We start from the raw sequence: 12,257 nt of genomic DNA, 5'->3' as shown, positions 1-12,257 counted from the left end.
TATTTTTCGGCGACCCTTGTTAAGCGGAGGGTGCCTCCGTATCTTCCTTGAGATGTTGGCTGGGTTCCGCCTGGCCAACGCATATCGACAGCGGCCACGGAGGTGGCGCGCTGGCCGATGACTCATGTCCATATCTGATCGGAGCCTTGTATGAACCACTCCATCAGCCTCACCGTGAACGGTGCGCGGCGCGACTTCGTCCTCGACGATACGCGCGTCACGCTGCTCGATCTCCTGCGTGAGCGCCTCCATCTGACCGGAACCAAGAAGGGATGCGATCGCGGCCAGTGCGGCGCCTGCACCATTCTCGTCGACGGCAAGCGCACCAACTCCTGTCTTGCTCTGGCCATCAGCCATGACGGCGCCGACATCCTCACCATCGAAGGCGTCGCGCGCGGCGACCAGCTTCATCCCGTGCAGGCGGCCTTCATCGCACATGACGGCTTTCAGTGCGGCTTCTGCACGCCCGGCCAGATCATGAGCGCGATCGGCATGATGCAAGAGGCGCAGGCCGGCAACGATCCCGAGCGCATCCGCGAATGCATGAGCGGCAATCTCTGCCGCTGCGGCGCTTATGCCGGCATCGTCGATGCCGTGCTGGAAGCCCAGGCCGGCACGGACGAATCCAATCAGAGGCGCTCCGCATGAAACCGTTCGATTATATCAGGCCGGCCACAGTGGCCGAGGCCGTTGCGGCGGCCGCTAAGCCGGGCACTGCCTATCTCGCCGCCGGCACCAATCTGCTCGATCTGATGAAGGGCGGCGTCAGCCGACCGGATCGGCTGGTCGATGTCACGCATCTCGACGGACTCGATCAGATCGAGACTCTCGCCGACGGATCGTTGCGCATCGGCGCGCTGGTGAGCAACGCCGATCTCGCGCATGACGCAAACTTCGCGAAGTCCTACCCGGCCGTTGCTGAGGCGCTGCTCTCCGGTGCGTCCGCGCAACTGCGCAATGCCGCGACCGTCGGCGGCAATCTGCTGCAGCGGACGCGCTGCGCCTATTTCTACGACACCGCCAGCCGCTGCAACAAGCGCGAGGCGGGCTCTGGCTGCGACGCGCGCGAGGGCGAGAACCGCACGCATGCCGTGCTCGGCTGGAGCGAGAGCTGTATCGCCACGCATCCGTCGGACTTCTGTGTACCTCTGGTCGCGCTCGATGCCGTCGTCGAGATCGAGGGCAGGAACGGCCGCCGCGAGATCGCGCTCGACGCGCTACATCGCCTGCCGGGCAATACGCCCGAGCGTGAAACGGCGCTCGAACCCGGCGACCTCATCGTCGCGGTGCGCCTGCCGCCTGCCGCACGCAGCTTTGCCGCACATGCGCGCTATCTGAAAGTTCGCGAGCGCACGTCTTACGCGTTCGCCGTGGTCTCGACCGCGGCTGCGTTGCGGATCGAGAACGGCAAGATCGCGGAGGCGCGGCTGGCGCTCGGCGGCGTCGCCGCAAAGCCCTGGCGTGCCCGCGCCGCGGAAGATGTGCTCAAGGGCGTCGCGCCGACGAGCGACGCTTTTCAGGAAGCCGCCTGGCGCGCGCTTACCGACGCAAAGCCGTCCGGCGACAACGCCTTCAAGATCGAGCTCGCACGCCGCATCGTCGTGCGCGCGCTGACCCTTGCCGCCGCCGGTACGCCCGCGCGCATCCCCGCGCTGCCGGCCTCTCCCTTTGCCTCGACGTCCGGAGCCATCCATGCCTGAGCTTAATCTGTCCAGCTCTCCCGCCCATCTGCGCCACGGCTCGAACATCGGTCAGCCGCTGACCCGCCGCGACGGCGTCCTCAAGGTCAAGGGGCAGGCGACCTACGCCGCCGACAATCATCCGCCCGGCATGCTGCTTGCCGTGATGGCGGTCGCCAGCATCGCGCATGGCCGCGTCACCTCGCTCGATGTCGCCGCCGCAAAACGCCATCCCGGCGTCGTCGACGTCATGACACCAGACCACAAGCCACAGCTTGCGATCGACCCTGAAATCAAAACCAATCCGTTCGTGTTCCGGATGGAGGTCTTGCAGAGCAATGAGGTCCGCTACGCCAACCAGCCCATCGCCGTCGTGATCGCCGAGACGCTGGAGGCCGCGACTGAAGGCGCGGTGCTGCTGGCGCCGCGCTACGAGACGCTGCCTGCGCTGGTCGGTCTCGATGCCGGCGAGAGTTACGTGCCGCCGGTCGTCGGCGTCGGCAACCCCACCGAAAATCACCTCGGCGATGTCGAGGCCGGCCTTGCCGCGGCCGAGAAGCAGATCGACGCGCTTTACGAAACGCCGCCGCAATATCACAACGCGATGGAGCCGCATGCGATAGTGGCCGCATGGAATGGCGACAATTTGCAGATCGACATGCCGACCCAGGGTCTGATGCTGTCGCTTGCGCGCGTGGCAGAGTTGTTCGGCATCGCGCATGACAAGATCCACATCCGCAGCCCGTTCCTCGGCGGTGGCTTTGGCTCGAAGGGGCTGATGGCCGGTCCGCCGGTCCTCGGCATCATGGCCGCAAAGCTGGTCGGCAAGCCGGTCAAGCTGGTACTGCGCCGTGAGCAGATGTACGGCCCGGTCGGTCACCGTGCACCGACGCGTCAGCGGCTGCGCATTGGCACGGACGGCGAAGGGCGCCTGACTGCGCTCGATCATCACGCCCGGACCGTGTCGAGCACGTTCGACGATTTCTACGAGCCCGCGGCGGACGCCTCGCATACACTCTATGCCAGCCCATCAATCCGCACCTCGCATGACGCCGTGCGCGTCAACACCGGTACACCGCTGTTCATGCGTGCGCCCGGCGAGGCCACCGGCTCGATCGCGCTCGAAAGCGCGATCGACGAAATGGCCTGGGCGTGCGGCATCGATCCGCTGGCTTTCCGCCTGAAGAACTACGCCGAGGTCGAGCCGATCACTGGCAAGCCGTTTTCGTCCAAGGCGCTGCGTGCTTGCTACGAGCAGGGCGCGGCGCGCTTCGGCTGGTCGAAGCGTTCGCTCCAGCCCCGGCAGATGCGTGATGATGCCGGCCTTCTCGTCGGCTGGGGCATGGGCACGGCGACTTTCCCAGCGCTGATGTTCCAGGCCGAAGCGCGCGCGGTCATCCGCCGCGACGGCTCCGGCGCGATGGAAATCGGCGCGCATGACATGGGGCAGGGCGCCTGGACGGCACTCGCCCAGATCGCGGCCGACGAACTCGGGCTCGACATCGACCGTGTCGAGTTCAAGGCTGGTTCATCCGACTTGCCCGACGCCGGCATTGCCGGTGGTTCGGCGCACACCGCGACCGCGGGTGCTGCGATCCATAGCGCCGGTGCGGCCGTGGTCGCAAAGCTCGCCGATCTCGCCACCAGTGACGAGCGCTCGCCGCTGTTCGGTGCCGGCAATGCCGGCGTGATCGCGCGCGACGGCAGGCTGATCCGGCGCGACGACGAGAGCCGCGGCGAGAGCTACGTCGAGATCCTCGCCCGTGCGGGCGTTGCCGAGATCGAGGCCCGCGGCACCGGTGCGCCAAATCCTGCGGCGATGGAGGAGTATGCGATGCACGCCCATGGCGCGGTGTTCGCGGAGGTGAAGGTCGATCCCGAACTCGGCCAGGTCCGTGTCACCCGCATGGTCGGCGCTTTCGCGGCTGGGCGCATCGTCAATCCGCACCTGGTGAAGAGCCAGCTGTTCGGCGGCATGATCTGGGGCATGTCCTTCGCGCTGCATGAGGAAGCCATCACCGACCGCCGCAGCGGCCGGATCATGAATGCCAATCTCGGCGAGTACCACATCCCCGTGAATGCGGACGTGCCGCCGCTCGACGTGATCACGGTCGAGGAGCACGATCCGCATGTGAATGCGCTCGGCATCAAGGGCGTCGGGGAGATCGGCATTACCGGCAGCGCCGGCGCGGTCGCCAACGCGGTGTGGCATGCGACCGGCGTGCGGGTGCGTCGTTTCCCGATCAAGATCGAGGAGTTGCTGACCCAGCGTTGAGGCAAAAAGGCGGGACGAGATCTTCTCGTTCCGCCGCGTCCTGCTAATGCAGTTTCTTGCGGAGCGCCTTCAGCGCTTCTCGCTGCGTCTCGATGTAGTCGGCAATAGCCTTACGCAGCTCCTGCGAATGGAGCTTGTCGGTGTCGCGCTGCACTTCATCGAGCGCAGCCTCTGCATTGGCGAGCGTGATCTTCATCTTCGAGCCCAGTTATGAAGCGGCGCCGGAATGTTTCCTCGGCTTGGGTTCGCAACATATAGAGGATCGACGCGCGGAATTTGAGATGCCTCAAGCTCCGTAAGACACCGGGGCACTCCGTAAGATTCCGGATAATGTCGATGCGCCTCAAAACGTCGGCGGCGTGCAGGCCGAGATCACTTCGCACGGCTTGCCGCCGACGCAGCGGAAGCGATGCGGGCGACGGCTCTCGAAGTAGTAGGCATCGCCGGGATTGAGGATGCGGCGCTCGTCCTCGACGGTGACTTCGAGCTTGCCCGAGATCACGATGCCGCCTTCCTCGCCGTCATGGACGAGGTGAACGCGCCCGGTGTCGCTGCCGGGCTCGTAGCGCTCCTTCAGGATCTGCAGGCTGCGGCCGAACAGATTGTCGCCGATCTGGCGATACGAGATCGGCTTCTTGCCGACCTCGGTCAGCTCCTCCGCACGGTAGAAGATCTTGCGCCGCGACTCCGGCTCCAGCGCGAAGAACTCGGCGAGCCCCATCGGGATGCCGTCGAGGATGCGCTTGAGCGCGCCGACCGACGGGTTCATCTGGTTGGATTCGATCAGCGAGATCGTCGAATTGGTGACCCCGGCGCGCTTGGCGAGCTCGCGCTGCGACAGCTTGTGGTGCGCCCGGATGAATCGCAGCCGTCCACCGATGTCGACGCTCATGCCCCTGGTCCCTGTTGCAGGTGTTGCGGATCGCGCAAATATGGACCGGCAGCCCCAGTGAAATCAATGGCTTGCAGGTGACCAGAAAAGGACTTGTTGCGCTTCCGAAGCCGTGCCTCTGCTATCCGGTCAGCAAAGGAGCGTGGCCCGTGACCCTTCATCAGATTCCGAACACTATCAAGACCGACTCGTTCTGGATGCCGTTCACGGCCAACCGTCAGTTCAAGAAGGCGCCGCGCCTGTTCTCCTCGGCCGAGGGCATGCACTACACCACCGTCGACGGCCGCAAGGTGATCGACGGCTCCGCCGGCCTCTGGTGCGTCAATGCCGGCCACGGCCGCAAGCAGATCGCCGCCGCGGTCGAGCGCCAGCTGATGACGCTGGACTTCGCGCCGTCGTTCCAGATGGGCCATCCGCTGGCATTCGACTTCGCCGAGCGTCTCGCCGAGATCGCGCCGAAGGGCCTCGACCGCATCTTCTTCACCAACTCCGGCTCCGAGTCGGTCGACACTGCGCTGAAGATCGCGCTCGCCTATCACCGCGCCAACGGCCAGGCGAGCCGCACCCGTCTGATCGGCCGCGAGCGCGGCTATCACGGCGTCGGCTTCGGCGGCATGTCGGTCGGCGGCATGGTCGCCAATCGCCGCGCGTTTGCGACCCACCTGCCGGGCGTCGACCACATCCGCCACACCCACGATCTCACCCGCAACGCCTTCGCCAAGGACCAGCCTGAGCATGGCGCCGAGCTCGCCGACGATCTCGAGCGTCTGGTCGGCCTGCATGGCGCCGAGACGATCGCCGCCGTCATCGTAGAGCCGGTGCCGGGCTCGACCGCGGTGCTGCCGCCGCCGAAGGGCTATCTTAAGCGTCTGCGCGAGATCTGCGACAAGCACGGCATCCTGCTCATCTTCGACGAGGTCATCACCGGCTTCGGCCGCCTCGGCACGCCGTTCGCCGCCGACTTCTTCGGCGTCACGCCGGACCTGATGACGACGGCCAAGGGCATCACCAACGGCACCATTCCCTGCGGCGCGGTGTTCGCGAGCCGCAAGGTTCACGACGGCCTGATGGTCGGCCCGGAGAACCAGATGGAGCTGTTCCACGGCTACACCTATTCCGCGCATCCGACCGCCTGTGCCGCCGGCATCGCGACGCTCGACATCTACAAGGACGAGGGTCTGCTCACGCGCGGTGCGTCGATCGCCGGGTACTGGGGCGATGCGCTGCATTCGCTGAAGGGCCTGCCGAACGTCGTCGACATCCGCAATTGCGGCCTGATGGGCGCTGTCGAGCTGTCGTCGCGTGACGGTGCGGTCGGCGCGCGTGGTTACGACGTCATGGTCGATTGCTTCAATCGCGGTCTGTACTTCCGCATGAGCGGCGATAGCTTCGCGCTGTCGCCGCCCCTCATCGTCGAGAAGAGCCATATCGACGATATGGTCTCGATCCTCGGCGACGCCATCAAGCGGGTGGCCTGATAATTGCTCTCGCCGTTGCGGAGTTTGTTCTTGCAGCGGCGAGCGTGATGCCGCGGGAGTTTGACGAAGCGTGAAAGTTCTGATCCTCGGCAGCGGTGTCATCGGTGTCACCTCTGCCTACTACCTTGCGCGTGCCGGACATGAGGTGACGGTCGTCGACCGTCAGCCCGAGCCGGCGCTGGAGACCTCTTTCGCCAACGCGGGCGAGGTGTCGCCCGGCTATTCGTCGCCCTGGGCCGGCCCCGGGGTGCCGGTGAAGGCGATCAAATGGCTGCTGATGAAGCATGGCCCGCTGGTGATCCGGCCGAAGCTCGACCCTGTGATGTGGGTCTGGCTGTCCAAGATGCTGCGCAACYGCACCAGCGCGCGTTACGCGGTCAACAAGAGCCGGATGATCCCGATCGCGGAATACAGCCGCGATTGCCTGCGCGACCTGCGCCGCGACATCGGCATCCAGTATGACGAGCGTTCACAGGGCACGCTGCAGCTGTTCCGTCACCAGGCGCAGCTCGATGGCACCGGTGAGGACATCGCCGTGCTCAAGCAGTATGGCGTTCCTTTCGAGGTGTTGAGCCGGGAGGGCTGCATCGCGGTCGAGCCGGCGCTCGCCGCCGTGAAGGAGAAGTTCGCCGGCGGGCTTCGCTTGCCGCAGGACGAGACCGGCGACTGCCACATGTTCACGCAGGCGCTGGCCAAGCATGCCGAAGCGCTCGGCGTTCGCTTCATGTTCAACACCGGCATCGACCGCATCGTCACGGATGGCGCGCGCGTCAGTGGTGTCGTGACCAGTGCGGGCACGTTGCAGGCCGATGCCTACGTTCTCGCGCTCGGAAGCTGGTCGTCGCGGCTCGTTGCACCGCTTGGCATCTCATTGCCGGTCTATCCGGTGAAGGGCTATTCGATCACGGTGCCGATCAAGGACGCCTCCGGCGCGCCGGAATCGACTGTGATGGACGAGAGCTACAAGGTCGCGATCACCCGCCTCGGCAATCGCATCCGCGTCGGCGGCACCGCCGAGATCTCCGGCTATTCGAGCCAGCTCTACGACGCCCGCCGCGCCACGCTCGATCACTCGCTGACCGATCTGTTCCCGCGCGGCGGCGATCTCTCCAAGGCGACGTTCTGGAGCGGCCTGCGTCCGATGACGCCGGACGGCCCGCCGGTGATCGGCCCGACGCAATACGGCAACCTCCACCTCAACACCGGCCATGGCACGCTCGGCTGGACCATGTCCTGCGGCTCCGGCCGCGTGCTCGCGGACATGCTGTCGGGCAAGAAGCCGGAGGTCGATGTGAGCGCGCTGACGGTGGACCGGTACAAGTATCGGTTCGGCTAAGACTCCATCTGCTCGTCATTGCGAGCGCAGCGAAGCAATCCAGTATCTTTCCGCGGTGGCAGCCTGGATTGCTTCGCTGCGCTCGCAATGACGGTGGAGAGGCATCGCTCACTCACTCCCTCTCCGTCACCCTGAGGTGGCCGCTTCTTCAGCGAGCCTCGAAGGGCGACGGCCCGGCTCTATCGGAGCCGTGCATCCTTCGAGGCTCGCTGCGCGAGCGCCTCAGGATGACAGGACTGGAATTGCGCTCGCGGCGCGAAAAGAAGCTACCCCGCCCCTGTCACGCAATTCACCCACAGCACCACAGCCTTCGCATCCTGTGCCGGATTGGAAAACCGGTGCGGCCTTCGGCTCGCGAACCGAAAACTGTCGCCCGTCTTCAGCGACCACGTCTCGCTGTCCACCGTCAGCATCATCTCGCCTTCGAGCACGAGGCCGGCTTCCTCGCCGTCATGGGTATAGAGTTCGTCGCCCGCGGAGCCGCCGGGATCGATATGCACCAGGAACAGGTTGAGCCGGTTGTCGCTGCCCGCAGCGCTCAGCAATTGCTTCGAAATTCCGCTGCGCCAGAGTTTCAGTTCCGGCCGCTGAAGCCCGCGCGTCACCACCTGGCCGGAGGCGCCGTCGGGACTTGGGCTCGCACCGAACAAAGCGGCCATGCCGACGCCGAGCACGTCGGAGAGCGTTGCCAGCACGCGCAGCGATGGCGACGACAGGCCGCGCTCGATCTGGCTGAGGAAGCCGATCGACAGGTCGGTGCGCGCCGCGACGGTCTCGAGCGAGAATTGTCTGACACGCCTGAGATCGCGGATACGGCGGCCGACCGCGACATCCATCGCGGGCTCGGCCGGCTTGGTGGTAGCCTTGGCTTTCACCTTCGCCGGCTTTGCGGCGGCCGGTTTGCGCATTCTTTTGCCACCGCTCACGTCAAACCGCTTCCTTCATGTGCATGAAAATCGCTTGCATCGCCCGCGAAAGTGTGACCAAATTTTCATATTGGTGAAAATAGGCCGAAACGGCTTGGCCCGCAACGTCTGATCACGACATGCGCGAGCGCCGACATCGGCCAAGCCCAAAGGGGGATGCGATGAAGCGTTTTGGTCTGGCCGCGGTCGCGGCGCTCGCGATTGCAGCGGTGATGCCGGCTTCGGCGCAGCAGGCGTTGAAGGTCGGCTCGACGCCGACAGGCATTCCCTTCACCTTCCTCGACACCAAGACCAACACCATCCAGGGCATCATGGTCGACATCGTCACCGAGATCGGCAAGGACGCCGGCCTCAGCGTGCAGATCGAGCCGATGGCGTTCTCGGCGCTGATCCCGTCGCTCACATCGGGCAAGATCGACATGATTGCGGCGGCGATGTTCATCACCGCGCCGCGCAAGGAGGTCGTCGACTTCTCCGATCCGATCTACACCTACGGCGAAGGCCTGGTGGTCCCGAAGAGCGACACCAAGGCCTATGCCACGCAGGATGATCTGAAGGGCGAGACGGTCGGCGCCCAGGTCGGCACCGCCTTCGTCGATGCGCTGAAGAAGTCCGGCCTGTTCGCCGACGTCAAGGCCTACGACAACATCCCGGACATCCTGCGCGACGTCAACACCGGTCGCCTCAAGGCCGGCTACGCCGACTATCCGATCCTCGCCTACAATCTGAAGCAGGGCGGTTTCCCCGAGGTGCGTCTCGTCGACGGCTACAAGCCCGTCACGGTCGGTTCGGTCGGCATCGGCGTCCGCAAGGGCGAGGCCGCGCTGCTCGGCAAGATCAACGCCTCGCTGGCGAAGCTGAAGGCCAACGGCACCATCGACAAGATCCTCGAGAAGTGGGGTCAGAAGGCGCAGGGTTGATCGACAGAGGCTGGTAAGGCTAACCGATGAAAGGCTTCTGGCACGACGCCGTCGAATTCTTCCCGATCCTGATGAGCGGCGTCGCGCTGACGATCGTCGTCACCATCGGCTCGCTGCTGCTCTCGACGGTGCTGGGTCTGATCTGGGCGATGATGCGGGTCTCCGGCATCAAGGTGCTGTCGATGCTCAGCGCCAGCCTGATCAACGTGATCCGCGGCATCCCGATCATCGTGCTGTTGTTCTATCTCTACTTCGTGATGCCGGATCTCGGCGTCACGCTGTCGGCCTTGCAGGCCGCGATCCTCGGGCTCGGCATCGCCTATTCGGCCTACCAGGCCGAGAATTTCCGCGCGGGCATCGAGGCGATCGACAAGGGCCAGATCGAGGCGGCGCAGTCGATCGGCATGGGCTGGTGGCTGACCATGCGCCGCGTGGTGTTGCCCCAGGCGGTGCGCATCGTGCTGCCGCCCTACGGCAACGTCATGATCATGATGCTGAAGGATTCGTCGCAGGCCTCGACCATCACGGTCGCCGAGCTCGCCCTTCAAGGCAAGCTGATCGCGTCCTCGACCTTCAAGAACACCAACGTGTTCACGCTGGTGGCGCTGATGTATCTCACCATGAGCATCCCGCTGATCCTGCTGGTCCGTCACTTCGAGAAGCGGGCGGGCAAGAAATGATCGAGCTCACCGACGTCCACAAGAGCTTTGGCCAGAACGAGGTGCTCAAGGGCATCACGGCCTCCGTCCAGAAGGGCGAGGTGGTCTGCATCATTGGCCCTTCGGGCTCCGGCAAGTCGACGATCCTGCGCTGTATCAACGGGCTGGAAAGCTACGACCGCGGCGAGATCAACGTCGAGGGACTGAAGGTCGATCGCGATGCGTCCTCCATCGTGAAGGTCCGCACCCAGGTCTCGATGGTGTTCCAGCGCTTCAACCTGTTCCCGCATCGGACCGTGCTGGAGAACGTCGTCGAAGGCCCGCTCTTTGTAAAGAAGGAGCCGCGTGCGCAGGTGCTCGAGCGCGGCCGCGCGCTGCTCGGTCAGGTGGGCCTCGCCGAAAAGGCCGATGCGCATCCGCCGCAGCTCTCCGGCGGCCAGCAGCAGCGCGTCGCCATCGCGCGCGCACTCGCGATGCAGCCAAAGGCGATCCTGTTCGACGAGCCGACCTCGGCGCTCGATCCCGAACTGGTCGGTGACGTGCTCGGCGTGATGCGCAAGCTCGCCGATGACGGCATGACCATGGTCGTYGTCACCCACGAGATGGGCTTTGCCCGCGACGTCGCCGACCGCGTGCTGTTCATCGACGGCGGCGTCATCGTCGAGCAGGGCGCGGCGACGGCCGTCCTCAATCAACCCCAGCACCCGCGCACGCAGGACTTTTTGCGCCGCGTGCTACATCCGCTCTGATCGGTCCTTGTCATGACGACGCGCCTGCCTCTGCCGCCCTCGCTCTATGCCGACACCGCCGTCGCGCCGGTTGCCACGCCGCCGCTCGATGTCGACAAGACCGTCTCCGTTGCTATCGTCGGTGGCGGCTACACCGGGCTGTCCACGGCTTTGCATCTGGCGGAGCAAGGTGTCGAGGCTCTGGTGCTCGAGGCGCAGGAGCCGGGCTGGGGCGCGTCGGGTAACAATGGCGGCCACACCAATCCAGGCCTGAAGCACGACCCCGATCAGATCGAGGCCGATTTCGGCGCCGAGCTCGGCCGCCGCATGATCGACTTCTCCTACGGCACGACCAATTTCACGCACGACCTGATCCGCCGCTACCAGATCCCTTGCGAAGCGCGGCAGAATGGCACGCTGCGCGCGGCCTACAACGAGGCCAGCGCCGCCGCGATCGAGAAGACGGCGGAGCAATGCATCCGCCGCGGCATGCCGGTGCAATATCTGAACCGCGAGCAGTTGCGCGAGATGACCGGCACGGACCGCTACATCGGCGCGATGCTGGACACGCGCGGCGGTGATCTCCATCCGCTCAGCTACGCCCGCGGTCTTGCGCGCGCTGCGATCTCCGCGGGCGCGAAGGTCCATGGCGAGACGCCGGCGCTGTCGCTCCGTCGCGACGGCGCGCGCTGGCGCATCGAGACGCCGCACGCGGTGGTGCATGCCGACAAGGTCCTGCTCGCCACCAACGGCTTCACCGACGATCTCTGGCCGGCGCTCCGCCGTACCATCGTGCCGGTATTCTCCTCGATTGCCGCCACCGCGCCGCTCTCCGACGCGGTCGCCCGCTCGATCATGCCGACACGGCCGGTGCTCTACGAGAGCGGCCACATCACGGTCTATTACCGCATCGATCAGCACAACCGCCTGCTGATGGGCGGCCGCGGCCCGATGCGCTGGATCAAGTCGCCCAACGACGTCGCCTATCTCATGCGTTATGCCGAGCGGCTATGGCCGCAGCTCAAGGGCGCCGCCTGGACGCACGGCTGGAACAGCCGGCTCGCCATCACCAAGGATCATTATCCCCATGTGCACGAGCCGACGGAGAGCGTCCTGATCTCGCTCGGTTGCAACGGCCGCGGCGTCGCGCTCTCGACCGCGATGGGCGCGCAGCTCGCGCGCCGGCTGATCGGCGGTGCCAAGGCCGAGATCGACATGCCGGTCACAGGCATCAAGCCGATCCCGATGCACGCGTTCTGGCCCTTGGGGGTTACGACTGCTGTGATCGCGGGCCGGGTGCGGGATCGGCTGGGCGTTTGAAGAAGAAGGCGCCGCCCCGTCAGGAGCGACGCCTTGCATGACTT

12 protein-coding genes are annotated in these 12,257 nt (G+C 65.6%); 9 read left to right on the top strand and 3 right to left on the bottom strand.

All coding sequences use genetic code 11. From position 1 onward, the window contains the following. Positions 1 to 150 precede the first annotated feature (150 nt). Genes AB4Z51_RS06770 through AB4Z51_RS06760 form a run of 3 tightly spaced genes read left to right on the top strand, consistent with a single transcriptional unit; the run spans position 151 to position 3,954 of the window. Positions 151 to 648, top strand: coding sequence for a (2Fe-2S)-binding protein (locus AB4Z51_RS06770; protein WP_441497180.1), 498 nt, complete (start codon positions 151 to 153; stop codon positions 646 to 648). Further along, positions 645 to 1,700 carry an FAD binding domain-containing protein gene (locus AB4Z51_RS06765; protein ID WP_085403234.1) on the top strand — a complete coding sequence of 352 codons (1,056 nt, stop codon included), beginning with the start codon at positions 645 to 647 and terminating at the stop codon, positions 1,698 to 1,700. Before AB4Z51_RS06770 ends, AB4Z51_RS06765 begins: the two co-directional genes overlap by 4 nt. Next, positions 1,693 to 3,954, top strand: a complete 2,262-nt coding sequence (locus tag AB4Z51_RS06760) for a xanthine dehydrogenase family protein molybdopterin-binding subunit (RefSeq protein ID WP_135215545.1) — start codon at positions 1,693 to 1,695, stop codon at positions 3,952 to 3,954. The genes AB4Z51_RS06765 and AB4Z51_RS06760 overlap by 8 nt, the downstream gene beginning before the upstream one ends. Before the next feature lie 43 nt (positions 3,955 to 3,997). On the opposite strand, the gene AB4Z51_RS06755 is transcribed toward AB4Z51_RS06760, so the two are convergent. Then, entirely contained in the window at positions 3,998 to 4,150 is a 153-nt protein-coding gene (locus tag AB4Z51_RS06755) for a hypothetical protein (protein WP_166082130.1), read from the bottom strand. Positions 4,151 to 4,297: 147 nt separating this feature from the next. Beyond that, positions 4,298 to 4,846, bottom strand: coding sequence for a cupin domain-containing protein (locus AB4Z51_RS06750; protein ID WP_014497670.1), 549 nt, complete (start codon positions 4,844 to 4,846; stop codon positions 4,298 to 4,300). A 149-nt stretch (positions 4,847 to 4,995) separates the two neighbouring features. On the opposite strand from AB4Z51_RS06750, the gene AB4Z51_RS06745 reads away from it, so the two are divergent. Both AB4Z51_RS06745 and AB4Z51_RS06740 read left to right on the top strand, forming a co-directional pair. Beyond that, on the top strand, positions 4,996 to 6,324 hold the full coding sequence (locus tag AB4Z51_RS06745) for an aspartate aminotransferase family protein (RefSeq protein ID WP_085403317.1): 1,329 nt from the start codon (positions 4,996 to 4,998) through the stop codon (positions 6,322 to 6,324). 70 nt (positions 6,325 to 6,394) lie between these two features. Then, positions 6,395 to 7,660, top strand: a complete 1,266-nt coding sequence (locus AB4Z51_RS06740; protein WP_441497179.1) for a D-amino acid dehydrogenase — start codon at positions 6,395 to 6,397, stop codon at positions 7,658 to 7,660. Between the two features lie 266 nt (positions 7,661 to 7,926). Here the strand turns inward: AB4Z51_RS06740 and AB4Z51_RS06735 are convergent, their stop codons facing one another. After that, on the bottom strand, positions 7,927 to 8,568 hold the full coding sequence (locus tag AB4Z51_RS06735) for a helix-turn-helix domain-containing protein (RefSeq protein ID WP_085403236.1): 642 nt from the start codon (positions 8,566 to 8,568) through the stop codon (positions 7,927 to 7,929). 179 nt (positions 8,569 to 8,747) lie between these two features. Here AB4Z51_RS06735 and AB4Z51_RS06730 point away from each other — a divergent pair, with 179 nt between their 5' ends. The 4 genes from AB4Z51_RS06730 to AB4Z51_RS06715 are packed head-to-tail and all read left to right on the top strand — an operon-like array spanning position 8,748 to position 12,213. Then, the gene (locus tag AB4Z51_RS06730) at positions 8,748 to 9,506 is read left to right on the top strand and encodes an ABC transporter substrate-binding protein (protein WP_085403237.1); all 759 of its coding nucleotides are present in this window, start codon (positions 8,748 to 8,750) and stop codon (positions 9,504 to 9,506) included. A 26-nt stretch (positions 9,507 to 9,532) separates the two neighbouring features. Then, positions 9,533 to 10,186, top strand: coding sequence for an amino acid ABC transporter permease (locus AB4Z51_RS06725; protein ID WP_014497665.1), 654 nt, complete (start codon positions 9,533 to 9,535; stop codon positions 10,184 to 10,186). Then, complete coding sequence (locus tag AB4Z51_RS06720; protein WP_085403238.1) at positions 10,183 to 10,914, top strand: amino acid ABC transporter ATP-binding protein; 732 nt, start codon at positions 10,183 to 10,185, stop codon at positions 10,912 to 10,914. The genes AB4Z51_RS06725 and AB4Z51_RS06720 overlap by 4 nt, the downstream gene beginning before the upstream one ends. A 12-nt stretch (positions 10,915 to 10,926) precedes the next feature. Then, on the top strand, positions 10,927 to 12,213 hold the full coding sequence (locus AB4Z51_RS06715; RefSeq protein WP_085403239.1) for an NAD(P)/FAD-dependent oxidoreductase: 1,287 nt from the start codon (positions 10,927 to 10,929) through the stop codon (positions 12,211 to 12,213). Positions 12,214 to 12,257: the final 44 nt, after the last annotated feature.

Origin of the sequence: Bradyrhizobium sp. 2TAF36, from assembly GCF_052114925.1 — a bacterium.
In the GTDB taxonomy this organism is placed as follows: Bacteria; Pseudomonadota; Alphaproteobacteria; order Rhizobiales; family Xanthobacteraceae; genus Bradyrhizobium; species Bradyrhizobium barranii.
The sequence above is the reverse complement of the archived record's forward strand: the minus strand, read 5'-3'. Positions and strand labels throughout refer to the sequence as shown.